The organism is Paenibacillus cymbidii (assembly GCF_004764705.1).
GTDB classification, from domain to species: domain Bacteria; phylum Bacillota; class Bacilli; order Paenibacillales; family NBRC-103111; genus Paenibacillus_AN; species Paenibacillus_AN cymbidii.
Genome location: NZ_SHLX01000008.1, coordinates 1 through 26510, shown reverse-complemented (window position 1 = coordinate 26510; position 26510 = coordinate 1). Strand labels below are relative to the sequence as shown.

Below are 26510 nucleotides of genomic sequence, written 5' to 3'. Positions count from 1 at the left end.
TGCACATAGCCGGTTTTTAAACAATCTCGTGTTAGGCAACAATACCCGCGAGCGAAATTGTGCAGTCTGCGGGTCAACGAAGTGACGGATTCTGCTCTGAGCCTCTAGGTAGGACCGAGACAGAAGGATCATGGGATACAATTGCATGCTATTGTATTTGATGACCTTGTGCGTTCGGCGAAGGTCTTTTTTTGCATTCATTCCGGCATTCGCCGCAAGAAGCGAAGCCAACAAGGGAGCGGAACGCGCATGGAAAAACAGGCCAAACCGGTAACGACCGCCAAGTTTCAAAAGATGAAAAAGGAAGGGACGCCGATTTCGGTCATCACCGCCTACGATTACCCGTCCGCCAAACTGGCGGAGGAAGCGGGCGTCGACGCGATTCTCGTCGGTGATTCGCTGGGCAATGTCGTGCTGGGCCACGAATCGACGCTGCCGGTGACGCTGGACGACATCATTTATCACACGCGCGCCGTTACCCGGGCCGTAACGATCCCGCTCGTAGTGGCGGACATGCCGTTCATGACGTATCACGGCAGCCGCGACGAAACGCTGCGCGGCGTGGCGCGGCTCATGCGCGAAGGGCTGGCCAAAACGATCAAGATGGAAGGCGGCGCGGAAATTGCCGAAACGGTGCAAAACTGTGTGCAAGCCGGCGTGCCGGTGATGGGACATCTCGGATTTACGCCGCAATCGGTGCATCGCATCGGCGGCTATTTTATCCAGGGCAAGACGGAAAAGGACGCGCGCAAGCTGATCGACGACGCGATTGCATTGGAGCAGGCCGGCGCTTATGCAATTGTGCTGGAGCTGATGCCGGAAGAGCTTGCGGGGGAAATTTCGCGGCGGCTGTCGATTCCGACGATCGGCATCGGCGCCGGCAGCCAGTGCGACGGCCAGGTGCTCGTGTTCCACGATATGCTGCAATACGGTTCTGGCATTCCGCCCAAAAAGTTCGTCAAGCCGTATGCCCGCATCGGGGACATGATGAGGGAAGGCATTGCGCAATATGTGAAGGAAGTCAAAAATCGTTCGTTTCCCGACGAAGCGCACAGCTTCCACGGGGAACAAACGGCGGTAGGCGCCTCGTACGGAGCGGAGGGAGCAGCGAAATGATCGTCGCTACAACGATCGAACAATTGCGCGACGCCCTCGCCGCCGGCAAGAAGGCGGCAACGGGGCGCGGCGGCAAAGGCGAAGTTGGCCTCGTGCCGACGATGGGCTATTTGCACGAAGGGCATGCCAGCTTGCTGCAGCGGGCGCGGCTGGAGAACGACGTCGTGGCGCTCAGCATTTTCGTCAATCCGCTGCAGTTCGGGCCGAACGAAGATTTCGCCCGGTACCCGCGCGACGCGGAGCGCGATTTGGCCATTGCCCGCAAAGAAGGAACGGACGTGGTGTTCATGCCGGACGTGACCGTCATGTACCCGCGGCCTTCGCAAACGACAGTCAGCGTCTCCGGCTTGACCGAATCGTTGTGCGGCGCCTCGAGGCCGGGCCATTTCGACGGCGTGGCGACGGTCGTGTCGAAGCTGTTCCATCTGTTCGACCCGGATCGCGCTTACTTCGGCATGAAGGATGCGCAGCAGGTGGCGGTGGTGCGGCAGATGACCGACGACCTGAACTTTCGCGTCCGCATCGTGCCGTGTCCGACGCTTCGCGAGCCGGACGGACTGGCGATGAGCTCGCGCAATGTGTATTTGTCGCCGGAGGAGCGGGAACAGGCGCTTGTATTGTCCCGGGCGCTCGGCCGCGTCGACGGCTGGCTGGCCGAACCGGGCATCACGGGGGCGCGGCTGCGCGAGCGTATCGTCGATACGATCGGCACGGCTCCGCTGGCCGTCGTCGATTACGTCGAAGCCGTCACGTATCCGGGCTTGCTGCCGGCCGGCGATTGGCAGCCAGGTGACGGAACGCCGCTGTTGCTTGCGCTCGCCGTCAAATTCGGCCGCACCCGGCTGATCGACAACAAGCTGATCGAATAAGGCAAGCTCCAGGGGGAGGAATTGGCGATGTTCCGTACGATGATGAAAGCGAAATTACACCGCGCTACCGTAACGGAAGCGAATTTGAACTATGTCGGCAGCATCACGATCGACGAAGATTTGCTCGATCATGTTGACATGCTCCCTAACGAAAGGGTGCAAGTCGTCAACAACAACAACGGCGCCCGCCTGGAAACCTACATCATTCCCGGTCCCCGCGGCAGCGGCGTCATCTGCCTCAACGGCGCCGCGGCGCGCCTCGTGCACCCGGGCGATACGGTCATTATTATCGCTTACGCGCTAATGAGCGAAGAGGAAGCGAGATCGCATGTGCCGCGCGTCGCTATCCTGGACCGAAACAACCAGATCGTGCGCACGCTTGAAAATGAACCGCATTCCACTGTGTTGTAACGCTGCTTTGTGAAGATACGGTCCGCCTTGCGAAACGTTGGAACGGAGAATGAAACCCGCCGCCGCAACAAAGAATGTAGGTACACGAACGGCAGCGGCGCCGATCCGGCCGCTTCATCTTTCAACGGCAAGGTGGGATCCAGGCCATGTTCAAACATTTGTTTGCCGCCATGCACGAGTCGCTCGAACAGATCGCAGCGCGATATCCGAACGCTTCCCCGAATGAAAGGAAAGAGCTCGACCGGCAAATGTCCGCACTCAAAACGATGAGCGACGTTTGCGTCGAAGAATGGCTGCAGTTCGAAGAGAAAATGGCCGCCGTGCTTGCGCTGCCTACCGGATCCGCGGAGAATCAGGCGCAAGCCGCGTCGGCGAAGCCGTCGGTTGCCGCTTCCGCGTCGGCGGCATTGCCGGCCAAATTGTCGCAGACAGAGGAACAACAGCCGTCCGAACCGTTTCCGGTTCAGCACCATAACCCGCAGCCGCCGTCAGACCCGGAAGACCTCGAAACGTTCGAACGCGGGCAAGGCTACTACAAGCTGGCGATGTTTGACCGGGCGGCGGAGCATTTTGCCCTCCTGGCCCGCAAGCGCCCCGACAACATGGTGGTGCGCATCCACCTCGCCATGTGCCACTTGCGACTTGGCGATTACGCCGAATCGTACCGGCTGCTGCAATTTGTGCTCCCTCTGACCGACAACCATAAAATCAAGGCAATCGGCTATAATGCCATGGGCTGCATTCAAGCCCGCAACCACAATCTCGATAAAGCAATGGAATATTTCCGCAAAGCGTACCGGTCCGACCCGGATGCGATGGAAGCCGCGCTGACGCCCGCCCCCGGAGGCAGACTGTAACGGTGCCAGCAAATTCGGCTTTCCTTCGTTCCCCTCCTTTTGGTATGCTTAAGGGAAGGAGAGAAGAAGGGGAAGAGCCGAAACATGAAATTTGCTGTGCTCGATTTTGAAACGACCGGGAGCCAGCCTGGGGACGAAATCATCCAGGTCGGTCTCGTCACGATACAGGACGATGAAATCGTCGAAACATACGCTTCGCTGATTAAACCGACCATCCCGGTGCCGGCGTTTATCACGGCGCTGACCGGCATTGGCGATGCGATGCTAGAGGATGCGCCGACAGCCGAAGAGGTGCTGCCGGAAGTGGTCAGGCGGCTGGAGGGCAGCGTGCTTGTCGCCCATAATGCCGGCTTCGACGTCGCTTTCCTGCAGCGGACGCTCGATTATTGCGGGTATTCGCCTTTCAGCGGACCGGTGCTGGACACGATGGATTTTTTGCGCATCGCGTTTCCGTCGCTGCCCAGCCTGCAGCTTGGCGCCGTTTGCCAGTCGCTCGGCATCGGGCACGAAAGGCCGCACCAGGCCGACAGCGACGCGCTGGCAACGGCGCATATATGGCTGGCGTGTTTGAAGCGGCTGCGCGCGCTTCCGCTGTTGACGCTGCAGCGGATCGTTTATTTGCTGTCGCGGGATACGTCCGACACGGCCGCCTTCTTCAGCGAGCTGCTGCTGCGCAAGGAAAGCGAAGGCGCGTCGGACGATGACGGCCAGCGGTATTATCGACAGTTCGCGCTGAATGTCGACGATTGGGGCGACGAGCAGCCGCTGCGCGAAGAGGAAGATGACGCAAAGGAACGGGTCTCGCTGCCGTTTGACGCCTTCTATGCCGTGTTCAAGGAAAATTTGCGCGCCAAATTCGCCGGCTACGAAGACCGCGAAGCGCAGGAGCAGATGATTCGCGAGGTTGCGCTGTCGTTCGCCGAAGACCGGCATTTGCTGATCGAAGCGGGCACCGGAACGGGCAAGTCGCTCGGTTATTTGCTGCCGGCGCTTTACCATGGCATCAACGCGGGCCAGAAGGTCGTCATCAGCACGCATACGATCAACCTGCAGGAGCAGCTGCGCCAACGCGACGTGCCGCTGCTCAGCGAGCTGTTTCCCGTGCCCTTCCGCGCCGCGGTGCTGAAAGGCCGCAGCCACTATTTATGCTTGCGCAAATTCGAGCATAAGATCGAAAACGAAGATTTCGAATACGCGGTAGGCGACCGGCAAACGGCGGCGCAAATGCTTGTGTGGCTCGGCGAAACGAAGCACGGGGACGACGAAGAGCTGTTTTTCGCCGGCCGCGGCAACGAGTTCTGGCAGACGGTATCGAGCGACGCCGAGTCGTGTCTGAACCGCGCCTGCCCGTGGTTCAAGAAGTGTTTCTACCACCGCGCGAAACATGAAGCGAACATCGCCGACGTCGTCATCACGAACCATTCGCTGTTGTTCACCGACATCAAAGCCGATCACCGGCTGCTGCCCGGCTATAAGCATCTTGTCGTCGACGAGGCGCATCATTTCGAAGATGTGGCCAGCAAGCATCTCGGCATCGAGCTGCATTACCATGCGTTCGCCCACGCGCTGCAGGCGTTGTACCGCGATGCGCGAAGCGGCCAGCTGCCGGCGCTGCGCGCCCGTTTCGGCCAGGCAACCGGCGAGCTTGCCGAACAAGGCGCCGCTTGGGCGAGCCTGATCGATCAGCAGCTGGAGCCGCTGGTCGCCGTCAAGGAGATGTGGGACGAGTTGGTCTTCCTGCTCTACGAGCTTGTTTCTTCCTCGCAGCAGGACGCCGAAGGCGGCGGCCAATATGTGCTGCGGATCAAGGACGAGCAGCTGCCGCGGCGGTGGACCGAACTGTGCGACATGGAGGACAATTTGCACATCAAGCTCGGCGGCGTGTTGCGCAAGCTAGAGAAGGCGATGGCCGATTGGAAGGACGTGCAGGACGACTACGACGTGCAGAGCCTTGTCACCGACGTGGGCGGCACGCTCAAGGAGCTCGGGCGTCATCGCGACGCGCTGCGCTTCTTCATGAAACGGACCGATCCGAGCTATGTGTACTGGCTGGAAGCGAGTGCGCAATTCAAAGCGAAGTCGCTGCTCATTACCTGTGCGCCGACCGATGTCAGCCCGATGCTGCGCCAGTATTTTTTCAATGAGAAAAAGAGTATAATTATGACATCCGCGACGCTTTCCGTCGATCGCACGTTCGATTATACGCGCGAGTTGCTCGGTTTGACCGACGAGAAGGACGAAACGAAGCTGAAGGCAGTCATTTTGCCGTCGCCGTTTCAATACCGCAAGCAAGCGCTTGTCGTTATTCCGCGCGATTTTCCGGGGATCAAGGGGCAGTCCGGCGACGCTTATTTCGTTTCGTGCCTCATCCAGTCGCTGAAGGACGTGGCGATCGAAACGAAAGGGCGCATGCTCGTGCTGTTCACTTCGTATCGCATGCTCAAGACCGTTCATCCCGAGCTGCGCGAGCTGTTGCAGCCGCACGGCATCGAAGTGCTTGGCCAAGGCATCGACAGCGGCAACCGCAGCAAGCTGACGAAGCTGTTCCAGGAAAGCTCCGCCAGCGTACTGCTCGGCACGAGCAGCTTCTGGGAAGGCGTGGATATTCCCGGCGACGCGCTCAGTGTGCTGGCGATCGTGCGTTTGCCGTTTCAGCCGCCGAACCATCCGGTTGCCGAAGCGAAGAGCGAGCTGATCAAGAAGGACAACAAGAATCCGTTCATGAAGCTGTCTGTGCCGCAAGCGGTCATTCGCTTCAAGCAAGGTTTCGGCCGGCTCGTCCGCACAACCCGGGACAAGGGCATCGTCATCGTTTACGATACCCGCGTGATCGATACGCAGTACGGCAAACATTTTTTGTACTCGCTGCCGGGACCGAAGATCGAGCATATGCGCACGAACCAGCTTGTGCCGCGCATTTCCGAGTGGATGGGCGAGGCTGCGAAGGAGGAACCTTGTTGAAGCCGGCGAAAATTTCCGAGGCGGTCGTAAGAAGGCTGCCGATTTATTTGCGTTATCTCAAGGAATTGTCGCTTCGCCATGTGCAGACGGTTTCTTCGCAGGACCTCGGCCAGAAGCTGGATCTCAATCCGGCGCAAATTCGCAAGGACCTGGCTTACTTCGGCGACTTCGGCAAAAAAGGAATCGGTTACGACGTCGCCTACCTGATCGAAAAAATAAGGCAAATCCTGAAGCTCGACCAATTCATCAACGTCGCGCTGGTCGGCGCGGGCAATCTGGGGCGGGCGCTCAGCAATTATAATGCCTACTTGAAAGACAATATGAAAATTGTCGCCATCTTCGACGCCATGCCGAGCAAGATCGGCGAAACGATCAACAATTTGACCGTGCAGCCGACAAGCGAAATGGCCGAAACGATTCGCAGCTACAACGTGCGCATCGGCATTATTACCGTTCCTGCAATGGAAGCGCAGAATGTGGCCGACCAATTCGTAGCGGCGGGGGTGGAAGCGATTCTCAACTTTGCCCCGGCGACGCTCAAGGTGCCGACGGAAATCCGCATTCATCACGCCGATTTTACGACCGAATTGCAAAGTCTCGCTTATTATTTGGACAAAGATAAGGATTAGGAGTGGAGCAAATGGCAAAATGGGCGATCACGGGTGGCATGTTCGCAACCGCAAGCGATACGGCGCCGTTTGTGACCGGAAGTATGGTCGTCGAGGACGACCGCATCGTATCGGTAGGCGGCGAGCTGCCGGAACCGAAGGAAGCATACGAAACCGTTATCGACGGCAAACACCGGCTGTATTTGCCGGGGCTCATCAATACGCACGGCCATGCGGCGATGTCGCTGCTGCGCGGCATCGGCGACGATCTGGCGCTGCAAGTATGGCTGCAGGAGAAGATGTGGCCGAACGAAGCGAAATTCACCGCCGAAGATGTCAAATGGGGCACGCAGCTCTCGATTATCGAGATGCTGAAAAGCGGCACCACGACGTTTGTCGACATGTACGATCATATGCATGAAGTGGCGTTGTCGGTGGAGCAGTCCGGCATGCGCGGCTGTTTGGCGCGCGGCGTCATCGGGCTGTGCCCGCCGGATGTGCAGACGGCGAAGCTGAACGATGCGATGGGCTTCGCCCGCGACTGGCACGGCAAGGCGGACGGCCGCATCACGACGATGATGTCGCCGCACGCCGCTTACACATGCCCGCCGGATTATATCGAACGCATCGTGCAAGCGGCTCACGATCTTGGCCTGCCCTTGCATACGCACATGTCGGAAACGGCGCGCGAAGTGGCCGACAACGTCGCCCAATACGGCAGCCGCCCCGTGGCGCATCTGGCCAAGCTTGGCGTGTTCTCGCGGCCGTGTCTGGTTGCGCATGCGGTTCATTTGACCGACGAGGAAATCGACCTGCTTTGCCGGTACGATGTGCGCGTCTCGCACAACCCGGGCAGCAACCTGAAACTGGCGAGCGGCATCGCCCGCGTGCCGGAGCTGCTGGCGGCCGGCATTCTTGTGTCGCTGGGTACGGACAGCTCGGCCAGCAACAACAACCTCGACATGTTCGAGGAAATGCGGCTGGCGGCGCTGCTGCACAAAGGCGTCAGCGGCGATCCGACGGCCGTTCCCGCGGCGAAAGCGCTGCAGATGGGCACGCGCGATGCGGCGGCATCGATTTGGCTGAATGGCGTCGGCACGTTGGCTCCGGGGATGAAAGCCGATGTGATCGGGATCGATATCGACCGCCCGCACTTCTTCCCGCGCTCCGACATGGTGTCGCACATCGTATATTCCGCGTCCGGCGCGGACGTGCGCGACGTATGGGTCGACGGCCGCCGGCTCGTGCAGGACGGCGCTTGCCTGACAATGGACGAAGAACGGATCAAATTCGAGTTCGAACGGCGGTATGAGCAGCTGATGGGAGCAGCGTCGGCATGAGGCAACGCAAACGGCCTGCCGTCGGCATGCGGGTCAAGGTCGGGATGACGGCGGCGCTGGTGCTCGCGGCGATCGTGGTGCTGTTGCAGATGTTGTACCGGCAAGTGCACGCGAGCGAATGGACGATGCAGGACGCGGCGGTGAAGCAAGCTTACGAACAAACGATATTGGCCAAGGCGGAGCGTGTGGAGCCGTTCGTCGGCGAATTGGCGTACGAAATCATCTATGGCACGGACAAGCTTGGCCAGCGCATCATCGTTTGGATGGCGGACGGCGATGTGCATACGGAGTACGAAACCGACGGCGTCGCAGAAGATGCGATCGTCAAGCAGCTCCGCACGTCCAATCCGAAAGCGCGGCTGATGCGGGTATCGCCGGGCAAGCTGCTGAACGATTATGTGTGGGAAGCGTTCTACAAGCAGAAGGAAGACGACGGTGTGTTGCGTTACTATTATAACTACTATCGGTTCGCCGACGGCGAACTGCTCGATACGTTCCGGTTGAGTTTGCAATGAATGACGCCTTCACCGGGCTCCAGTGCTGCAATCTGCAATAACAGGAAACCCTCCTGTTATTTTCGCTGAAAATAGCCAATAGTTCGATTTAACGGGAAAACCTCACGTTATTTTCGCTGAAAACACGCCAATTGCGGGTTTTGGGCCAATATAGCGGGAGGTTTTCCCGTTATTTTTCGGCATATCGCCGAAAACGGGAAAATTAACGGGAGGTTTTCCTGTTACGACAGAAGCATGGCTGGCAAGCGCCCGCTTCCACACATTGCATCCGCGATTGTGTATATCGATGTGCTATACTGTGCATATAGAAAGTTTCGATATACGTTAGAGCGTGTCTGAATACTCCGAGGGGAACAGATTGGGCCGAATTTTCGTTCCATGCAAGGAAGTTTTGCGCAGGCTTACCGGGGGTAAGTCAAGCAAAACGGACGCAGCAGGGGGCGAAAAGGCGGTGCAAGATGACCTCGAGCGGGTGTTCAGACACGCTCAAGTATAGAAAGGGGACATCGGGGCATGAAACTGCGATGGTTACCGATCTTTTTGACAATCATCGGCACGTCCGCGCTCCTGTTCGGCGGCTTGTTCGTCTATCGCAGCGTGGCGATGGAAAATCCGCTGGCGCATTTGACCGACGGGTTGGTCGGCGTGAGACAGGAGAAGCCGCAAATCGGCGGCGACCGCGTCGACGTCGAGCTGAAGCTGGCCGATGGCGTCGGGCTGCGCGATTTGTACGCCACGGTGCAGGACCGTGCAGCCGGCATCATCGGCAAACGCGTGCTGCAGCTGAAGGTGACCGGCGATTCGACGCCGGAGCTGGACAATTGGTGGGCGAGCCGCTTGTTCGATGTCGCCGAGGCGATGGAAACGAAGCATTACGCGCAAATTCCGGCGACGCTGGACAGTCATGCCGGCGAATTGCCGGGTCTGACCGTTGCAACGGAAATTGACGACAACAACGTGTACGTTCGGCTGAGCAAGGACGGCCATGCCAAATACGTCGTCTTGCCGCGCGTCGCCTCGCAAACGGGGGTGTGGCCGAATGAGTAAATACGGCAAAGAAATGACGATCGGCGCGATTCCGGTCGTGCTGGTTTTCCTTTTCTATATCGGCGTCAATATTATTCCCATCCTGCTCATGCTCATTATCGGCGGGTCGATGTTCTACATGATTCGGACGCGCGGCATTACGACGGGCAGCGGCGGCGGGGGCAGCGCGCGCAAAGCTCGCACGCGTCAGCCGGCATATATGACGTTCGACGATATCGGCGGGCAGGATCACGCCAAGGGCGAGCTGAAGGAGTCGCTCGATTTTCTGATCCGTGCGGACGACATTAAGCAGCTCGGCATCCGGCCGCTCAAGGGCATTTTGCTCACCGGGCCGCCGGGCACGGGCAAAACGCTGATGGCCAAAGCCGCGGCGCACTACACGAACTCCGTGTTCGTCTCCGCATCGGGCAGCGAGTTCGTGGAAATGTATGTCGGCGTTGGCGCGAGCCGCGTCCGCGACTTGTTCAAGGATGCCCGCGCCCGAGCGCAGAAAGAGAACAAGCCGAGCGCGATCGTGTTTATCGACGAAATCGACGTGATCGGCGGGCAGCGCCAGGGCGGGCAGCATCGCGAATACGACCAGACGCTGAACCAACTGCTGACGGAGATGGACGGCATTCATACCGACGAAGAACCGCGGCTGCTCATTATGGCGGCGACCAACCGCAAGGAAATGCTCGACAGCGCGCTGCTTCGTCCGGGCCGGTTCGATCGGCACATCCAGGTCGACCTGCCGGACAAAAAAGGGCGGATGCACATCCTGAACATCCATGCCAAAAACAAGCCGCTGGCCGCGGACGCGCAGCTGGAGCAAGTGGCGGAGCAAACGTTCGGCTTCTCCGGCGCGCAACTGGAAAGCGTGATGAACGAAGCGGCCATCTATGCGTTTCGCGAAGGCGAGGCGAACATCCGCCAGGCGCATATGGCGCAAGCGATCGACAAAGTGATGATGGGCGAACGGTCCGACCGCGAAACGACGCTGGAGGAACGCGAGCGTGTCGCTTACCATGAGCTGGGGCATGCCATCGTCGCCGAGCTGGTCAAGCCCGGCACGGTATCGCAAGTGGCGCTCAGTCCGCGCGGCCAGGCGCTTGGCTACGTGCGGCACAATCCGCCGCAGGATCAATATTTGCACACGAAGCGCTATATCGAAGAGCGTATCATGATTGCGCTCGGCGGTTCGGTCGCAGAGGAAATGTTTTACGGCGAGCGCAGCACCGGCTCGCGCGGCGATTTTGACCAGGCGCTGCAGATGGTCGCAACGATGGTCGACTCCGGCCTGACGGGGCTCGGCATCGTCGACCGCAGCATCGTCACGAAACAGGAGCTGATGAAGGAGAACGCGGCCATCCTCGACGGTTTGACCCGGCAAACGCGCGAGCTGCTGGAAAGCCGGCGCCACGCATTCACCGAATCGCTGGCGATTCTGCTGCAGGAAGAAACGTTGTCCGGCGACCGGTTTCGCGACATTCTGTCCGACTCGCTGGAGCGCCATTCGGCGTAAACAAAGGCTGTCCCGCGGCAGGAAACTGTCTGCGGGGCGGCTTTTTGCGTTCGGGCGCAACAAAAAACCGCCTGACGGCGGCTAGACTTTTCGGATGCGGTACATATCGGATTCGAGTTTGCTTGTTCGGTGGCTAAGGTCGTCCAACTTATCGTTCACTGTCTGAAATCCGGTGATCATGGTGGTTTCGATACGATTCATATTGGTTTCAATACGATTCATATTAGTTTCAATACGATTCATATTGGTTTCAATACGATTCATATTGGTTTCGATACGATTCATATTAGTTTCGATACGGTTTATGTCTTGTCTCATATGCGTTTGTTCGTCTTGAATTGCCGTGATTTTTGCGGACATGGTTTGAATATTGGTTAAAATTGCGCTAAGCATCTCGCGGTCCGACATTTCGGCCATTTTATTCGTTCCCCCTCGCAAATTGCTTTTGTAGTTTCTTTCATTCGCCCGAGTCTTGTTTGTTTCTCCATGCTATCAAAGTTGGTGCGAACGGTCAAGGTTAACAGGAGGAAACCCAAAGACATTCTATTTATCGGTCGCAGTATGGTAGAATAGGGGCAGTGACTTTTGCGAGAGTGAGATCAGATGATGGAGGGTGAAGCGATGCGTCTAGACGAAGGGGCGATTCGCCCCGGGGACAAGCTTCAGGAAGCGATCCGCTTCGGCATCGTTTCGTTGCCGGAACTGCTGTTGCGGCTGTACCCGCGCATCGGCTTGTCCGACACGGAAGCGATGCTGCTGCTTCATCTGCTGTCGTTTGCGGAGAAGGAGCGCAAGCCGTTCCCGACAATTGAAGAGCTGCAAGGGAGAATGGCGGCGGCGCCCGGACTGGTTGTCAGCTCGCTGCGGCGGCTGGTCAAGGACGGCTACATCCGCATCGACGAGCAGGAGACGGCGATCAGTCGCGTCCGCTTCGAAACGTACAACTTCGAACCGCTGCAAAACCGGCTGCTCAGTGCCTGGCAGGCGGACGGGCAGCTGCAACCGGCGCCGGACGAACCGAAACAGCCGGATGCCGGAGCCGCGCGGAAAACCATTCGTTCTTCGGCGGGTATGGCGGCGCCGGAGCGCAGCGATTTGTTCACGACGTTCGAGCGCGAGTTCGCCCGGCCGCTGACACCGATGGAGCTGGAAACAATCGCCGCCTGGATCGATAAGGACGGGTACAAGGAGGAGCTCATTCGCGCAGCGCTGAAGGAAGCCGTTTTTGCCGGGAAGGTGCATTTCCGTTACGTGGACCGCATCTTGCTCGACTGGGCCCGCAACCGGGTGGCGACGGCGGAGCAGGCGAAGGAGCACGCGCAGCGATATCGCGGCAAATGAAAGGCGGGGAGCTACACGCTCTCCGCCTTTGCATATGACTCGCCGCCGACGATGGTACGATTTTTGCCTCCGCGTTTGGCTTCGTAAAGCGCCGCGTCGGCGCCTTTGAACAGCGCCTCCTTGCCAAGTCCGGTCTCGTATGCGCAAACGCCGATGCTGACCGTCACCGGATGTCCATTCAACTCGTCGTGACGTTCGCCGGCAATCGCCAGCCGGATGCTTTCCGCCGCGCGATAAGCCGTTTCGTCCGATTTGTCCGCGACAATGACGGCGAATTCTTCTCCTCCGTAACGTGCGGCAAAATCGTCCGCCGCAAGCGAATGACGAATGCCGTCCGCCACCCGCCGCAATATCAAATCGCCTACCCAATGGCCGAAGGTATCGTTGATTTTTTTGAAATTGTCGATATCGATCAACGCCAGCTGCAGCTTCATGCCTGTCCGTTCGCTTTGCTCGATCAGCTTGTCCAGATAGCCATGAAACGTTTTGTGGTTGTACAGCTCGGTCAGTGCGTCGGTTTTCGACAGCTTCTCCATCATCGTATTGCGGACGAGCAGCTCCTGCTGCTCCTGCATGGTGCGCACCAGGTAGCGCTGGATTTCCGCGCCGCGGCTCATGATGCCGAGCGTAAGCACGACGCCGCACGTCATGACGGTCAGCGCGCTGACCATTTCGCGCCAGTCGGCCGTGTACGAATACGATTGGGAGAAACCGAAGATCACGAGCACCGCGAGCACGTTCAATCCGTAGGAGAACAGTACTTTGCGCCATTGAAAATAAAACACCGACGCGAGCAGCGGCAGGATGAACGCCAGATGAATGCCGTTCACCTTCGGTTGGATGGCGACATATTCGGCCGCGATGACGGTTCCGGTAGTAATGAGCCAGTAGTTGCTCCAAGCGGGTACGCTGCGGTTGATCCATTCGGCAGCGGCAATCGTCACGGTGACGACAGCCGTCGGCAGCAGCAGGGAATACAGCAGGTATTCGCCCAGCGGCCGCGATTGTTGTACAAATATGAAAAGCGCCCCGGCCAACTCGCCGACGATTGAAATGATCAGGACGAGCCAGTAGGCGTTTAATATTTTCCGGTTCCACTGGTGAAACTCGATGGCGTTGAGCGTATCGTCCATCTTGGGCATGCGGCGATCGACTCTCCTGAGGCAGGATATCCATCAGTATAACACATGAGGATAGATTTCGTTACATACCCCGTCCGCCCTCGACAAAAAAAAGACGCGCTCTACTTGGAGAGCAGCGCCATCCGATACACATATTCGAACAAAAATTCGAACGCCTCCAAATGTTTCCTCGCTTCGAACGCGTTGGCTCCCCAAGCGTAGATGCCGTGTTTGCGCAGCACGATGCCGGGAATGCGCGGCACGATCGCCCCTGCGACCAGCTCGGCGATGCGGGGAATGTCCGCATAGTTGGGCAAAATCGGCACCTCTATCGCCGCATCCTCTTCCCAAATGTTGAATGCTTTGATCAGTTCGACGCCTTCGATTGGGATGGAGCCACGGCTGGCGTACAGTTCGCTGACGACGTTGTTCCAAACCGTATGCACGTGGAAAACGGCGCCGCAGCCGGTCAGCCGGTAAATTTCGCAATGGATTTTGGTTTCGGCGGAAGGCTTGAGCCGGGTCTGTTCGATCGGTTCGCCGGCTTCGTTCACGAGCAGGAAATCTTCCGGCGTGCTTGCCGCCTTGTCCTTGCCGCTGGCGGTAATCGCAAAGGCGAAACGGCCGTCAGCAAGGTCGCCGACGCGTTGCGACAGGTTGCCGCTTGTCCCAGGGAACCAGCCGCGTGCGGCAAGGTTCGCTTTCACTTCCGACAGGTCGGCGTAAGCGCGTTGTTTTTGTTCCAGCGTAATGGTGGGAGTCATGGGATTACGGTTCCTCCTTCAACATCCGCGCCAAGGTGTCGGCTACGGTATGGAACGTTTCGAACGGGACGTAGGGCATGCCCAGCTCGGCACACTTGTCGATCAGATGCGAGCGGGCAAAGATAAGGTCGGCCAGCTTCGCGCCTTCGAAGTCGGTGACGCTGTCGCCGATCAGAATGCGCGTGTACCGGTTCTGCGGGAAGCGGCGGATGATGCGCGTTTTGCACATGCCGCAGCCGCCCCCGGCACATGCTTCGTCACAAGCATGCGGCCACGTAATAAGGATCGATTCGCCGCCGAAGTCGCTGCCGTTGCAGTAAATGTCGCCGGATTCGATCGCAAACGGCGCCAGCGTCGGCTGCACGAAAAAGTCGATGCCGCCGCTCGTCACGAGGAAACGAATGCCGCGCTCGCGGCACAGCTGGAGCAGTTCCGCGAATCCGGCGCGAATCCGCATGTTGTCCAGTGCGAATGCGACGATTTCCTCTCGCCGGGATGTGGGCAGCAGCGCAAACAGTTGGCCGACGCCATGCTGGATCGTGATGCGCTGGGCGATAATGTCGGCAACGATCGTTTCCCACCCGTCCGGGCGAAAATGCTTCATGATCGCGATAATATTGTCGTTTTCGGTAATGGTGCCGTCAAAATCGCAAAAAATGACCGGCTGTTTGCCGCGGATGAGGTTTGTATCGCTCGTGTTGCCGCCGGTCATTCCCGCACCCCCCAGATGTCGATGGCCGCTTGCAGCGCCGGCCGGCCGGCGGCGTAGTCGCGCAGCGGAATCGCCCGGCAAGCCGCTTCGATCGCTTCGCGGAACGCCCGTCCGCCGGCTGCGGCGCCTTGAGGGTGGCCGTGAACGCCGCCGCCGGCGTTGACGATCGTGTCCTGGCCGAAGTCGCGCACGATCAGCGGCACGAGGCCGGGATGGATGCCGGCCGACGGCACCGGGAAGCTCGGCTTAAACGTCAGCGGCGCCGGATCGGCGGCAGCGCCCGCAACGGGCGGCGACACGTAGTCGGCCGCCCAGTCGGTCGTGACCAGCGCGCGGCGGATCGCCATGTTGTCTTCGCGCGGCATGACAACCGAACCATATGGCGATGGGAAAAGCACGATATCGGCGCCGGCGAGCCGCATCAGCTTGCCGAGCAGCACGGAAGCGGCGATGCCGTAATGCGGCGACGGGTACAACGCACCGGCCATCGCCGGGTGCGCCATGATCGGCACCGTGATGTCCTCATCGGCGGCAAGCTCGCGCAGCGTGTCGAAGCCGTAAGCTAGCACATTAAACAGCAAGGCATTGGCTCCCGCGCCGATGGCGCGCTTCGCCTGGTCGGCCAGCTTTGCGGCCGGACCGGTGACGTTGACCGCATATAGCAGCTTCTGCCCGGTTTCCCGCTGCGCTTCCGCCGCTGCGAACATACAAGCTTCCACCCGCTTCTCGATCGGTGTCAGCGGATTTTCGAACAAGATTTCATCGTCCTTGATCAAGTCGACACCGCCGAGCGCCTGCTGCAAAAATTGCTCGCGCAGCGCCGGCAAGTCGTGGCCGATGACCGACTTGAAGATGCTCATCAGCAGCGGCCGGTCGTGTACGCCGACCAGCTCGCGAACGCCTTGCAGGCCGAACTTCGGACCGGCGAAGTTCGCCAGAAAGCGCGGCGAGAAGTGAAGGTCGAGCAGCTTGACGCGGCCGTCCATCGACAGTTTGCCGAAGACGGTGACGAGCAAGGCGGGAATGTCGCCGCTGAAATTGATGTCGGGGTAGGCGATGCGGATGTCGGCATACCGTTCACCGGATGCTCCCGGCTCATGCGCTTCGACGCTGACGACGAGGCCGAGATGCGGCTCCATTGCGGCTTGTTTGGCAGCCGGCAGGTCGGTCCAACTTCCGACCGTCAGGCCAACGGCGATGCCAAGCGCTTTTTTGTGAAAATCGGCTTTTTCGTCGAAGACGCGATACGTGGCGATACAATATCCGTTCATTCGGTCGCTCCTTTGCTTTGCGACAGCCGTTTAGCATCGGCGCCAATGGCCGCGCCGAGCTCGCCGGCGCGTTCGGCGCAGCGGCGCATCGCGGCGCCGAACGCCGCGCCGACGCCGGCGGCTTCGAGCGTTTCGAGCGCGGCTTGCGTCGTGCCGTTCGGCGATGTCACCTTGCGCCGCAGCTCGGCCGGAGCTTCGCCGGTCGTTTGCACCATGGTCGCTGCGCCAAGCGCCGTTTGTACGGTTAATGTGCGCGCGTCCTCCGGCGTTAATCCGCCGGCCACGCCGGCGGCGATCATCGCTTCCATTATATAGTAAAAATAAGCCGGGCCGCTGCCCGACACGCTGGTGACGACATCGAGCAGCGGTTCATCGACCGTGGCGACGATGCCCGTGCCGGCGAACAACGCCAAACCAAGCTCGCACTGTTCGGCGCTTGCGCCGGCGGAGAAGCTGATGCCTGTTGCGCCGAGTCCGATCGTGCTTGATGTGTTCGGCATCGTACGCACGACAGTCATGCCGGTGGAGACGAGCGCGTCGATCGTGGCGATCGGCATGCCGGCGATGACCGACACCAGCAGTTGTTCCCGCCGCAGCAAACCGCGCAGGTCGAGCAGCGCTTGCGCGGCGTCCTTCGGTTTCATCGCCAGCACCACGATGTCGGCGGCGCGCACGGCCGTCTCCTTTTCGTCGTCGGTCGTTGTGCGAATGCCGTACCGTTCCCGCAACTCGGAGAGCCGCTGAGCGTTGCTGCGGTTAACGGCGGTTATATGGTCGGCGGGGGCAATCCGGCCCGCGACCAGACCGCGGATGATCGCTTCGGCCATCGATCCGGCGCCGAGAAAAACAATTTGCCGCGAAGCAAGCGAATGCGTCGCCATCGGGTCACTCTCCTTTATCAGGCGCGAATTTGCCCTGCGCCTTGCACGATATATTTGGTCGATGTCAGCGCCGGCAAGCCCATCGGCCCACGCGCGTGCAGCTTTTGCGTGCTGATGCCGATTTCCGCGCCGAAGCCGAATTCGAAGCCGTCGGTGAAGCGGGTGGAAGCGTTGTGGTAGACAGCCGCCGCGTCGACATCCTGCAAAAACTTTGCCGCGTTGTCCGCGTTTTCGGTGACGATGCATTCGGAATGCATCGTGCCGTAACGGGCGATGTGGGCAAGCGCCTCGTCGATCGTGTCGACGATTTTCAGATTCAAGATGTAGTCGTTGTACTCCGTCGCATAATCGGCTTCCGTCGCTTCGCGCACGTCGGCAACACGTTCGCGCGTCGCCGCGTCGCCGCGCAGCTCGACATTCGCTTCGCGGAAGCGGGCCGCAAACGCCGGCAAGTGTTCGTCGGCAAAAGCGCGGTGCACGAGCAGCGTTTCCATCGAGTTGCAGACGGATGGCCGCTGCACTTTGGCGTTGACGGCGATGCGCAGCGCCATGTCCGGATCGGCGCCGGCGTCGATGAACGTATGGCAAATGCCGGCGCCGGTTTCGATCACCGGCACGGTGGCATTCTCGACGACGTTGCGGATGAGCGCGGCGCCGCCGCGCGGAATGACGACGTCGAGCAAACCGTTCAGCCGGAGCATTTCGTCGACCGAGGACCGGTCGGCGCTGGCGACAAGCTGAATCGCGTCAGGCGGCAGCGCCGAGGCGGCAAGCGCCGATTGAAGCACTTCCACAATGCGCGTGTTCGTCGACAGCGCATCTTTGCCGCCGCGCAGCAGGGCGGCATTTCCGGATTTCAGGCACAGCCCGGCGGCGTCGACGGTCACGTTCGGCCGGGCTTCGTAGATGATGCCGATCAGCCCGAGCGGCACGCGTTTTTTGCTAATGTGCAGGCCGTTCGGCCGTTCGTATGCCTCCAGCTCGTCGCCGATCGGATCGGGCAGCGCCACGATTTGCCGCAAGCCTTCGGCAATGCCGGCGATGCGGCCGGCGTCCAGCTTCAGCCGGTCGAGCAGCGATTTCGTCATGCCGCCGGCTTCGCCGCGGGCGATATCGTCGCCATTGGCGGCGATGATCGATTGCTGCTCGCGCACGAGCGCGTCCGCCATCAGCTGCAGCGCTTCGTTCTTCTGCGCCGTTGTGGCGCGGGCGAGCGCGGTTGTCGATTGTTTGGCGGCGAGCGCTTTCGTTTTTACTTCACTCATGGGAGTGCCTCCTCGCATTGGGATTGTCGGGTGCAGCGGTTGGCGGCCGATTGCGTCAAGATGTCAAAGCGTCAAGGCGTCCGCGTCATCCATTCGTCGCGGTGAATCACTTCGATGCGCGGCACGTCGATGCGCTTGCGCACTTCATCGGTCGTCAGTCCGGCTACCGCGCGGATTTGCCACGAGGCGTAGTTGACGACGCCGCGGCCGATTTCGTTGCCGGCCGGACCGCGCACCGCCACAATGTCGCCGGAATGGAAGTCGCCGTCCGTTTCGCGGATGCCGGCGGGCAGCAAGCTTTTGCCGCCGCTGACAAGCGCCTGTTCGGCGCCGGCGTCGACGACGATAAAGCCGGCCGGCTGGGAATGGAAGCCGATCCATTGTTTCTTCATCGGCAAGTTGCCCTGCTGCGTATCGAAATAGGTGCCTTTGCCGCTGCCCGCCGCTGCGGCTAACAAGTCGCCGCTGTCGTTGACTCGGCCGACGAAGACGGGGATGCCGCCGCGGGTGGCGATGCGGGCCGCTTCCACCTTGGAGCGCATGCCGCCGGTGCCGACCGAAGATCCGGCGCCCCCCGCCATGCGGAACAGTTCTTCGCCGATCGAGCCGACGCGCGGGATCCGTTCGGCGGCTGCGTTGCGGCGCGGATCGTCGGTGTACAGGCCGTCGGTGTCGGTGACGATGACGAGCCGCTCCGCTTTGACGAGATTGGCGACGAGTGCGGATAAGGTATCGTTGTCGCCGAACTTCAGCTCGTCGACCGACACGGTATCGTTTTCGTTGATGATCGGGACGACGCTATGCTTCAGCAGCTCTTCAATCGTCATCAGCGCGTTGTTCATGCGTTTGCGGTTGGCGAAATCGGGCCGCGTCAGCAAAATTTGCGCGACCGACAGACCATGCGCCGCAAACGCTTCGTGGTAAGCCTGCATCAGCAGCGCCTGCCCGACGGCTGCCGCCGCCTGCTTCTCGTGCAGCGTCTTCGGCCGCTCCTTGTAGCCGATGGAGCGGAAGCCGGCGGCCACGGCGCCTGAGGTGACGAGCAGCACGGGAGCGGCTTCGCGTGCAAGCCGGGCGATTTCGGCGGCGAAGAAACGGATTTGGTCTCGGTTCAACCCGCCCTCATCCGAGGTAAGCGAGCTGCTGCCGATTTTGACGACGATCGGTTGGCGCATGATGGGTCTTCCTTTCAGTTGCAATAAAGTCAAGCCGGCTTGCGGCGTTTGCAGCCTCGACAGGCGGCACGGGTTACGCGACGCAAAAAAACTTCCGCCCTCGAATAAGGACGAAAGTTAAACTTCCGCGGTACCACCTTAGTTGATGATTGGTTCGATCATCCGACTCGGGACCCGGTAACGGCGGGCGCCGTTCAGCTCGTCGCTGACCGTTCGGGGGCGGGTTCGGCAAAGGTTCGCGGTAAATTATCGCAGCGGTTAATTTACTCTCTGGACGCGACCGTCTTGTCTACTATTCCCCGTCAACACGTTATCTTCTTTTTAGAATATCATCGCGATTGCGGTTTGTAAAGGAAAGCGGACGGCTAGACAGGGCAATCGCTTACGAAAGTAAACCCAAGCTGGAAAAAGACAAGGGGAGTTGCCGTTGATCAAACAAGCAATGAAAGCACCTGCCCAATCTCAAAAGTTGGATAGTAACGATTGATGCGATGCGCACTCAAAAAGAGATTGCAGCCACGATCGTCGAACAAGGGGCCGACTATGTCCTGCAAGTCAACGATAAAAACGATGCGAGAAGACATGGCGGATTACAGGGAACACGAAGTGCTCCCCAAGCGAAAGCGCCGTTGCAAGCCGCGGGACAACGGGAGCCCCATCGGTTGAAACCAGCTATTTCATTCCCAGTGAAAGGGACAACCGCCGAGCCACTCTTGCAGGTACGCCGCAGTCACCGGAGGATTGAAAACACCCTGCACGAGACGCTGGACATGACCTGCGTGAAGCTGAACACGTCCTCCAGCTTCCTGAAAATGTATCGTTACGATTCACAGCCAGCCTTAGTCCCGGGCCTCAAAGACACCTTGGAGCAATAGCGGAACCAACTTCCGCTAAGGCGTGTTGGAAGGCCAACGTTGGAGGAATAACGGAACCTCCTTCCGCTATTCGGAGTTAAACAGGTAACGATGGCGATATAACGGAATCTCCCTCCGCTATTCGGTGATCAACAGCAACTTTGGAGCAATAGCGGAATCACCTTCCGCTATTCGGCGCACAACTGGTAACGATGGCGTTATAACGGAACCTCTTTCCGCTATCCGGTGCTCAACAGCCAACTTTGGGCAATTGCGGAACCTTCTTTCCGCTATTTCATGGAATCGTGTCTCAGGAGCAGGGTGACGGTGAATCGTAACCATTCGTAAGCGATTGCCCTGAACCGCTAGAACAGCCCCAGCTTGCCGATGCGCGCCGCTGTTTCGCGGAGCCGCTCTTCCGGCGCGAGCAGGCCGAGCCGCACGTAGCCTTCGCCGTGTTCGCCGAAGCCGATGCCTGGCGCCACGACGATGTTCGCTTCCTGCAGCAGCAGGTCGGCAAGCGACGTGGACGTATGCCCTTGCGGCACCGGCAGCCAGCAGAAGAACGACCCTTGCGGCGGCGCCGCCCGCCAGCCGATGTCGGCCAGCGCGGCGTACAGCGCGTCTCGTCTGCCCGCATAAGCGGCGCACAGCTCACGCACGCAATCTTGCGGCCCGCTCAGCGCTTCCGCCGCCGCTTCCTGGATGCCGCCGAACAAGCTGCAATAATAATGGTCCTGGATCAGGTTGATCAGCCGCACGATCTCGGCATTGCCGATCGCAAAGCCGACGCGCCAACCGGCCATGTTGTAGCTTTTGGACAAGGTATAGAACTCGACGCCGACTTCCTTGGCGCCCGGCTGGGCGAGGAAGCTGACCGGGGCTTTGCCGTCGTAGCCGATGGCCCCGTAAGCAAAATCGCTGGCGACCACGATTCCGTGTTTGGCGGCGAAAGCGATCGTATCGCGGTAGAACGACTCCGGCGCGCAGGCTCCGGTCGGGTTATTCGGGTAGTTGATGAACATCAGCTTCGCCTGCGCCAGATCGGCTGCCGGTATGGCACTGTAATCGGGCAGGAAGCCGTTCGCTTCGCGCAGCGGCATAAACGACATGCGGGCGCCGGCCAGCGCAACGCCGGACCAGTAGTCGGGGTAGCCGGGATCGGGCACGAGGCAGACGTCGCCGGCATTCAGCAGGCATTGGCTGATTTCGACCAGACCGGTTTTGCCGCCGAACAGGACCGCGACCTCCGTATCCGGGTCAAGCGTGACGCCGTAATCTTCGAGGTAGCGCCTCGCCACGGCCTCCTTCAGAAACCGGAATCCGCTGAACGGCGGGTATTTGTGATACAGCGGATTGGTTGCCGCTTCCTGCAGCTTGCGCACGATATGGGCCGGCGTTGGCATATCCGGATTGCCTTGACCGAGATTGATAACGTCATGCCCGTCCGCGGCGCGGCGGGTTGCTTTCTGGACGAGGCTGGCAAAAAACTGCTTGGGCAGCGAATCCATACGCTGCGCCGGTACGATACGAAACGGCTTGGTGTCGGCCGGATTGGATCGGTTCATCATGTTCACACTCCACGGCGGGTTCGATTCATTTTGTTCATTAATGTAACATGACGGGGGCGATTTTGTATAGCCGAGTTTGCCGCTCGTAATTTAGGGCTATTGGAATAACACATATTGCGGCAAACGCGGCTTTCGGGTAGGATGAAGAAAACCTGCGAAGGAGCAATTCCCATGACTCAATCGTCGCTGCGCATCAGTTTGGTGCAAATGGATATCGCCATTGGCGAGCCGGAGCGCAATTTTGCGCGCGTGCAGGAACAATTGGAGCGGCTGGCTTCGGCCGAAGTGCGGCCCGACGTCGTCGTCCTGCCGGAAATGTGGAACACCGGATACGCCCTCGATCGTATTCAAGCATTGGCCGACCCGGACGGGGAGCGGACGAAAGCGTTCATCGGCGACTGGTGTCGGCGTACCGGCATCCACGCGATCGCCGGGTCGGTTGCCGAACGGCGCGGCACGGAAGTGCGCAACACGATTTACGCGTTCGACCGGAGCGGACTGGCGACGGCCGATTACTCGAAAATTCATCTGTTCCGCCTGATGGATGAGGAGAAGCATCTGACGGCGGGAGACAAGCTCGGCACGCTGTCGATCGACGGCATACCGGCCGGCATGATGATTTGCTACGACATTCGGTTTCCCGAGTTGGCCCGCAAGCTGGCGCTGGACGGCGCCAAGCTGCTGATCGTGCCGGCGGAGTGGCCGCATCCGCGTCTGCACCATTGGCGGACGCTGCTGACGGCGCGAGCTATCGAAAACCAGATGTACGTGGTCGCATGCAACCGCGTCGGTGCAAGCGGTTCGACAAGCTTCTTCGGCCATTCGCTGATTATCGACCCATGGGGAGAAATTGTCGCCGAAGGCGGGGAGGAAGAAACGGTGGTAACCGCCGACATTTCGCTGGAGACGGTCGATCGCGTGCGCCGGACCATACCGGTATTCGAGGATCGGCGTCCGCCTTTGTACGGCAATCATGCATAAATCGTCAGCCGGCGTCATGGACACAAAAAATTATTCGTATTCGACAAGGTTTCGCGCCAAATTGTAACATCAATCGCACGTCCCTTCTGCTAAGATGATACAAATAGTATCCATCTTTTGCAGGAGGGATGTTATGTTTCGCCTTAAGTTGCGGCGCTGGATGTTATTCGTCTTTGTGTTGCTGTTAATTGAAGGAACCGTTTCGGCAGTTGCCGACAATAAACCATATGTGTCAGGGAACGAGCGCTCGCTGACGGCGGCGAGCTTGTCCGCCGAAGCAACCGTGGCTGCGGTTGAAGCGGCATCCGTGCAGGAAACGGACATGCCGACTCCTGTTGCCGCCCAAGCGGCGGCTCCCGCAACCGTCGGACGCGTCACGGACGTGCAGCTGACGCCCGCGCTCGGCAAAGCGACGGTGCGCTGGCGCGATCCGCAAGACCCGGCTTTCGCCGGGGTGCATATTTATTGGCGTCAATCGGGCGCGACGGTTTTCAAAGGGTGGCTCGCCGCGAAGCCGGGCGATCAGCAGGCGGAGTTGACCGGGCTGACGAATGGCAGCACGTACGAAGTGAAAGTCGCTGCGGCCGATTCGAACGGACGAGAGTCCGTTTCGGTTGCGGGCACGTTTCTGATGCCGCAGGGCGTGAGCGTCACGCGAATCGGCGCCTCCGCCGATGGAGGCAAAGTAGAGGCGGCGGAAACGAAGGATGCCGCGGTAAAGCCGCTGCCCGAGCTGGATATGTCCGGCGACGGCCGGTATGTCGCGTTTACGTCGGCCGCCGCGCTGATGCCCGGAGCGGAAGGCGACTTCGTCAAGGTATTCCTGTACGATCGAAGAAAGGATGAGCTGCTATGGATCAGCCGGCCGCCGGCCGGCGGCTTGGCGTCGGCGAACAGCGGATCGCCGCGCATTAGCCGGGACGGTCGTTACATTGCGTTTCAATCGGCGATGAATTTAACCGACGGCGACAACAACGGCGTGGACGACGTGTTCCTGTACGATCGCGACGCCGACGCCAACGGCGTATTCGACGAAAGCGGCGAAACGGAGCTGCGGCGCATCAGCGTGGACCCGGCTTCCGGCCGCGAAAGCCAATCGGCCAGCATTGCGCCGGTCATCAGCGCGGACGGCCGCTATGTCGCCTTTACGAGTTGGGCGGACGACTTGGTGCCGAACGATCGCGATATGGCGACCGACGTTTATTTGTACGGCGTTGCCGATCGCAGCTTGACGCTGGCCAGCGCGGGCAGCGGGATCAAGGGCGATGGCGCCAGCTGGAGCCCGTCGATCAGCGCCGACGGCGGTGTTGTCGCTTTTGTTTCGGTGGCGCGCAATCTGGATCCGGACAAAAGGTCGAATTCCGCCGACCTGTTCGTCTACAACCGGCTTTCGCGCTCTGTCGAACGCATTACGGCCGACGCGCCGGATGTCGTCGATCCGATCGTCAGCGGCGACGGCCGGCGCATCGTGCTGGCCAGCGGCGGCCGCGGCTATTTGTACGATCGCGACGCCGGCGCGCTCAGCGAACTGATCGTCACGTTCGAGCAAGGGTACCAGCTTGCTCCGAACACAGCGACGTGGCGCTGGAGCGGCGACGGAGACGCGATCGTGTTTTCGGGCAATCATCACGGCGTCGGCGGCACGTATCGGTATGACTTCGCAAGCGGCAGGGCGACGCTCGTCAGCCGGACGTACGAAGACAAGCCGAGCGGCGATGACGACGGGCCGGCTGCGGTCAGCGGCGACGGGCAAACGATTGCGTTCGTCTCGCGACAGCCGGGCATTGTTACCGGCGACGGCAACGGGGCGGCGGACGTGTTCGTGCGTGCGCTTCGGCCGGACAGCGCCGCGGGAAGCGCCGCGTTCGTCGACGTCACGCATCACTGGAGTCGGCCTTATTTGGAATGGCTGGCGGCGGGAGGCTGGGTCGAAGGAGACGAAGATTTCCGCTTCCAGCCGGATTTGGCGATTACGCGCGCCGAGCTGGTCAAGCTGCTCGTCCGGCTTCCGGGAACGTCGCCGGCAGCGGCCGAACCGGCTTCCCGGCCGGCAACGCTTCCGAAGCCGGCGGCAATTAAAGCGACGTTCTCCCCGGTCAAACCGACGTTATTCGGTTTGCCGTTTCCGACGTTGCGTTTGCCTGCCTTGCGAGCCATCGGTCTTCCGCCGTTGGCGGCGTTTACGGATGCAGCGGCGCCGACAGCTGTCGCAGCCGCCGGTGCGGGCGGGGAGCCGGCATCGTTCGCCGATGTGCCCGCGGACGCCTGGTACGCGTCTTACGTGCGCGAAGCGCAGAAGCGGGGGCTTGTGGAAGGGGACGGCGACGGCAACTTTCGTCCCGATGCCAGCGTCAGCCGCGAGGAAATGATGACGATGCTGTATCGTTGGCTGCACGGCAGCGGCTTGCAGCCAGAGGCGGAGACGGGAGCGAAGGCGGAGGTGTCCGCTTTGGCGTTCCGCGATGCCGGGGACATCGACGGCTGGGCGATGGAAGCGATGGCGTACGGCGTCGGTTACGGTTATCTCGAAGGTATGGCCGACGGCATCCTGCTGCCGCAAGCGGCCGCGTCGCGCGCCCAGGCGGCAACGCTGATTTGGCGGGTGCTGCACCGGCAGGATGCCGAAACGGAGTCGGCGTACGGAAAGGTGCGGTCGGCCCGCTAAGGGGTCGCTCGCATGCGCTTGCGCACGGCCGTATACGCGGTCAATTGGATAATCAGCAGCGGGAGGAACAAGTTCCACAAACCCGGCAATGCGGCCAGGCCAAGGTAAAGTCCCGCCGGCAGCGACAACGCATACAGCACGAACATGAGCTTGCCGGGGCGCATCAGGCACGCAACCAGCGAAAGCACATTCGGCAGCGCCAAAGTCAGCAGCACGATCTGTTTCGTATCGGCACTTGTGTCGCCGTAAGGATTGGCGTACAGGAACACGCCGGTAAGTGCAAGGACGCCCAATGTCGCCGCAGCCGCGGCGGCGATGCCTGAACGGGCTCGATACGTCATGGAATCACTCCTCGCTCGCGGCTATTCGCCTCACCGTGATTGGAGAACGCTGCGATCGGAACAAGGTTAACCCTGCCCTAGGGGGATGCTTGATGGCTATAAACGACAACTCCAATGATGATTGGTATCCGGTGCCGCTTCAGCGCATGAAATATGCGCTAAACGCGCCGCGAGGGGCAGCGACGGACGCTGCAGCGCATGCAACATGCGCTATGTACCTTTGTCAAGAAAGTAGACACACAATTTAAGCGATCTGCTGTTGCTCGTAGTACCTTTTTTCGCATAAATGCGGGGTGAGGTAACCAATTGACGAATGGATGCGAGTGCGATTGTAATCAAA

Annotated in this window: 24 protein-coding genes and 1 other annotated feature; of the genes, 14 read left to right on the top strand and 10 right to left on the bottom strand. The window is 60.1% G+C overall.

The annotated features are described in order from the left end of the window. Positions 1-249 precede the first annotated feature (249 nt). From panB to EXY20_RS12505, 10 genes are all read left to right on the top strand, one after another. Complete coding sequence (gene panB, locus EXY20_RS12550) at positions 250-1116, top strand: 3-methyl-2-oxobutanoate hydroxymethyltransferase (protein WP_135551448.1); 867 nt, start codon at positions 250-252, stop codon at positions 1114-1116. Further along, complete coding sequence (panC, locus tag EXY20_RS12545; RefSeq protein ID WP_135551446.1) at positions 1113-1985, top strand: pantoate--beta-alanine ligase; 873 nt, start codon at positions 1113-1115, stop codon at positions 1983-1985. Before panB ends, panC begins: the two co-directional genes overlap by 4 nt. 27 nt (positions 1986-2012) lie before the next feature. Beyond that, positions 2013-2396: an aspartate 1-decarboxylase gene (panD, locus tag EXY20_RS12540; protein WP_135551443.1), complete on the top strand. Its 384-nt coding sequence runs from the start codon at positions 2013-2015 to the stop codon at positions 2394-2396. Positions 2397-2542: 146 nt separating this feature from the next. After that, on the top strand, positions 2543-3253 hold the full coding sequence (locus EXY20_RS12535) for a tetratricopeptide repeat protein (RefSeq protein WP_135551441.1): 711 nt from the start codon (positions 2543-2545) through the stop codon (positions 3251-3253). Positions 3254-3337: 84 nt separating this feature from the next. Then, positions 3338-6214: an ATP-dependent DNA helicase DinG gene (gene dinG / locus EXY20_RS12530; protein ID WP_135551439.1), complete on the top strand. Its 2877-nt coding sequence runs from the start codon at positions 3338-3340 to the stop codon at positions 6212-6214. Next, complete coding sequence (locus EXY20_RS12525; protein WP_135551437.1) at positions 6211-6843, top strand: redox-sensing transcriptional repressor Rex; 633 nt, start codon at positions 6211-6213, stop codon at positions 6841-6843. Before dinG ends, EXY20_RS12525 begins: the two co-directional genes overlap by 4 nt. A gap of 11 nt (positions 6844-6854) precedes the next feature. Then, a complete protein-coding gene (locus EXY20_RS12520; RefSeq protein ID WP_135551435.1) occupies positions 6855-8162 on the top strand; it encodes an amidohydrolase in 1308 nt (435 codons plus the stop codon). Then, positions 8159-8677, top strand: coding sequence for a cell wall elongation regulator TseB-like domain-containing protein (locus EXY20_RS12515; protein WP_135551433.1), 519 nt, complete (start codon positions 8159-8161; stop codon positions 8675-8677). The genes EXY20_RS12520 and EXY20_RS12515 overlap by 4 nt, the downstream gene beginning before the upstream one ends. Positions 8678-9190: 513 nt before the next feature. Continuing rightward, complete coding sequence (locus EXY20_RS12510) at positions 9191-9724, top strand: hypothetical protein (RefSeq protein ID WP_135551431.1); 534 nt, start codon at positions 9191-9193, stop codon at positions 9722-9724. Beyond that, positions 9717-11228, top strand: a complete 1512-nt coding sequence (locus tag EXY20_RS12505) for an AAA family ATPase (protein WP_135551429.1) — start codon at positions 9717-9719, stop codon at positions 11226-11228. Before EXY20_RS12510 ends, EXY20_RS12505 begins: the two co-directional genes overlap by 8 nt. 81 nt (positions 11229-11309) lie before the next feature. Here the strand turns inward: EXY20_RS12505 and EXY20_RS12500 are convergent, their stop codons facing one another. Next, on the bottom strand, positions 11310-11645 hold the full coding sequence (locus EXY20_RS12500; protein ID WP_135551427.1) for a hypothetical protein: 336 nt from the start codon (positions 11643-11645) through the stop codon (positions 11310-11312). Between the two features lie 204 nt (positions 11646-11849). Between EXY20_RS12500 and EXY20_RS12495 the strand changes: the two genes are divergently transcribed. Next, a complete protein-coding gene (locus EXY20_RS12495; protein WP_235885755.1) occupies positions 11850-12569 on the top strand; it encodes a DnaD domain protein in 720 nt (239 codons plus the stop codon). An 11-nt stretch (positions 12570-12580) separates the two neighbouring features. On the opposite strand, the gene EXY20_RS12490 is transcribed toward EXY20_RS12495, so the two are convergent. The 7 genes from EXY20_RS12490 to proB form a co-directional block, all read right to left on the bottom strand. Continuing rightward, the gene (locus EXY20_RS12490; RefSeq protein ID WP_135551423.1) at positions 12581-13711 is read right to left on the bottom strand and encodes a GGDEF domain-containing protein; all 1131 of its coding nucleotides are present in this window, start codon (positions 13709-13711) and stop codon (positions 12581-12583) included. 101 nt (positions 13712-13812) lie between these two features. Next, on the bottom strand, positions 13813-14454 hold the full coding sequence (gene mtnB / locus EXY20_RS12485) for a methylthioribulose 1-phosphate dehydratase (RefSeq protein ID WP_135551421.1): 642 nt from the start codon (positions 14452-14454) through the stop codon (positions 13813-13815). A gap of 4 nt (positions 14455-14458) precedes the next feature. Then, positions 14459-15166, bottom strand: coding sequence for a 2-hydroxy-3-keto-5-methylthiopentenyl-1-phosphate phosphatase (locus EXY20_RS12480; protein ID WP_135551419.1), 708 nt, complete (start codon positions 15164-15166; stop codon positions 14459-14461). Further along, positions 15163-16437 carry a 2,3-diketo-5-methylthiopentyl-1-phosphate enolase gene (locus tag EXY20_RS12475; RefSeq protein WP_135551417.1) on the bottom strand — a complete coding sequence of 425 codons (1275 nt, stop codon included), beginning with the start codon at positions 16435-16437 and terminating at the stop codon, positions 15163-15165. Before EXY20_RS12475 ends, EXY20_RS12480 begins: the two co-directional genes overlap by 4 nt. Then, the gene (gene proC, locus EXY20_RS12470; protein WP_135551415.1) at positions 16434-17318 is read right to left on the bottom strand and encodes a pyrroline-5-carboxylate reductase; all 885 of its coding nucleotides are present in this window, start codon (positions 17316-17318) and stop codon (positions 16434-16436) included. The genes EXY20_RS12475 and proC overlap by 4 nt, the downstream gene beginning before the upstream one ends. A 17-nt stretch (positions 17319-17335) precedes the next feature. Then, positions 17336-18583: a glutamate-5-semialdehyde dehydrogenase gene (locus tag EXY20_RS12465; protein WP_135551413.1), complete on the bottom strand. Its 1248-nt coding sequence runs from the start codon at positions 18581-18583 to the stop codon at positions 17336-17338. A 71-nt stretch (positions 18584-18654) separates the two neighbouring features. Next, positions 18655-19758 carry a glutamate 5-kinase gene (gene proB / locus EXY20_RS12460; protein ID WP_135551411.1) on the bottom strand — a complete coding sequence of 368 codons (1104 nt, stop codon included), beginning with the start codon at positions 19756-19758 and terminating at the stop codon, positions 18655-18657. 103 nt (positions 19759-19861) lie between these two features. Beyond that, positions 19862-20073 (bottom strand) — a binding site (T-box leader). 176 nt (positions 20074-20249) lie between these two features. On the opposite strand from proB, the gene EXY20_RS12455 reads away from it, so the two are divergent. Further along, the gene (locus EXY20_RS12455; RefSeq protein ID WP_135551409.1) at positions 20250-20633 is read left to right on the top strand and encodes a hypothetical protein; all 384 of its coding nucleotides are present in this window, start codon (positions 20250-20252) and stop codon (positions 20631-20633) included. 344 nt (positions 20634-20977) lie between these two features. Here the strand turns inward: EXY20_RS12455 and EXY20_RS12450 are convergent, their stop codons facing one another. After that, entirely contained in the window at positions 20978-22180 is a 1203-nt protein-coding gene (locus EXY20_RS12450; RefSeq protein ID WP_135551951.1) for a pyridoxal phosphate-dependent aminotransferase, read from the bottom strand. Between the two features lie 174 nt (positions 22181-22354). Between EXY20_RS12450 and EXY20_RS12445 the strand changes: the two genes are divergently transcribed. After that, positions 22355-23164: a carbon-nitrogen family hydrolase gene (locus tag EXY20_RS12445; protein WP_135551407.1), complete on the top strand. Its 810-nt coding sequence runs from the start codon at positions 22355-22357 to the stop codon at positions 23162-23164. Between the two features lie 133 nt (positions 23165-23297). After that, positions 23298-25829, top strand: coding sequence for an S-layer homology domain-containing protein (locus EXY20_RS12440; protein ID WP_167859197.1), 2532 nt, complete (start codon positions 23298-23300; stop codon positions 25827-25829). Here EXY20_RS12440 and EXY20_RS12435 read toward each other — a convergent pair. Then, on the bottom strand, positions 25826-26170 hold the full coding sequence (locus EXY20_RS12435; protein WP_135551403.1) for a hypothetical protein: 345 nt from the start codon (positions 26168-26170) through the stop codon (positions 25826-25828). The two genes, EXY20_RS12440 and EXY20_RS12435, sit on opposite strands and share 4 nt — an antisense overlap. Between the last annotated feature and the right edge of the window lie 340 nt (positions 26171-26510).

Coding starts and splice junctions, on each gene's coding strand:
- EXY20_RS12445 (WP_135551407.1), top strand. CDS start 22,355: ATGACTCAATCGTCGCTGCGCATCAGTTTGGTGCAAATGGATATCGCC.
- EXY20_RS12535 (WP_135551441.1), top strand. CDS start 2,543: ATGTTCAAACATTTGTTTGCCGCCATGCACGAGTCGCTCGAACAGATC.
- EXY20_RS12520 (WP_135551435.1), top strand. CDS start 6,855: ATGGCAAAATGGGCGATCACGGGTGGCATGTTCGCAACCGCAAGCGAT.
- EXY20_RS12475 (WP_135551417.1), bottom strand. CDS start 16,437: ATGAACGGATATTGTATCGCCACGTATCGCGTCTTCGACGAAAAAGCC.
- panC (WP_135551446.1), top strand. CDS start 1,113: ATGATCGTCGCTACAACGATCGAACAATTGCGCGACGCCCTCGCCGCC.
- EXY20_RS12450 (WP_135551951.1), bottom strand. CDS start 22,180: ATGAACCGATCCAATCCGGCCGACACCAAGCCGTTTCGTATCGTACCG.
- proB (WP_135551411.1), bottom strand. CDS start 19,758: ATGCGCCAACCGATCGTCGTCAAAATCGGCAGCAGCTCGCTTACCTCG.
- EXY20_RS12480 (WP_135551419.1), bottom strand. CDS start 15,166: ATGACCGGCGGCAACACGAGCGATACAAACCTCATCCGCGGCAAACAG.
- EXY20_RS12495 (WP_235885755.1), top strand. CDS start 11,850: ATGCGTCTAGACGAAGGGGCGATTCGCCCCGGGGACAAGCTTCAGGAA.
- EXY20_RS12500 (WP_135551427.1), bottom strand. CDS start 11,645: ATGGCCGAAATGTCGGACCGCGAGATGCTTAGCGCAATTTTAACCAAT.
- dinG (WP_135551439.1), top strand. CDS start 3,338: ATGAAATTTGCTGTGCTCGATTTTGAAACGACCGGGAGCCAGCCTGGG.
- EXY20_RS12515 (WP_135551433.1), top strand. CDS start 8,159: ATGAGGCAACGCAAACGGCCTGCCGTCGGCATGCGGGTCAAGGTCGGG.
- EXY20_RS12510 (WP_135551431.1), top strand. CDS start 9,191: ATGAAACTGCGATGGTTACCGATCTTTTTGACAATCATCGGCACGTCC.
- mtnB (WP_135551421.1), bottom strand. CDS start 14,454: ATGACTCCCACCATTACGCTGGAACAAAAACAACGCGCTTACGCCGAC.
- proC (WP_135551415.1), bottom strand. CDS start 17,318: ATGGCGACGCATTCGCTTGCTTCGCGGCAAATTGTTTTTCTCGGCGCC.
- EXY20_RS12465 (WP_135551413.1), bottom strand. CDS start 18,583: ATGAGTGAAGTAAAAACGAAAGCGCTCGCCGCCAAACAATCGACAACC.
- panB (WP_135551448.1), top strand. CDS start 250: ATGGAAAAACAGGCCAAACCGGTAACGACCGCCAAGTTTCAAAAGATG.
- EXY20_RS12505 (WP_135551429.1), top strand. CDS start 9,717: ATGAGTAAATACGGCAAAGAAATGACGATCGGCGCGATTCCGGTCGTG.
- panD (WP_135551443.1), top strand. CDS start 2,013: ATGTTCCGTACGATGATGAAAGCGAAATTACACCGCGCTACCGTAACG.
- EXY20_RS12435 (WP_135551403.1), bottom strand. CDS start 26,170: ATGACGTATCGAGCCCGTTCAGGCATCGCCGCCGCGGCTGCGGCGACA.
- EXY20_RS12490 (WP_135551423.1), bottom strand. CDS start 13,711: ATGCCCAAGATGGACGATACGCTCAACGCCATCGAGTTTCACCAGTGG.
- EXY20_RS12455 (WP_135551409.1), top strand. CDS start 20,250: ATGCGCACTCAAAAAGAGATTGCAGCCACGATCGTCGAACAAGGGGCC.
- EXY20_RS12440 (WP_167859197.1), top strand. CDS start 23,298: ATGTTTCGCCTTAAGTTGCGGCGCTGGATGTTATTCGTCTTTGTGTTG.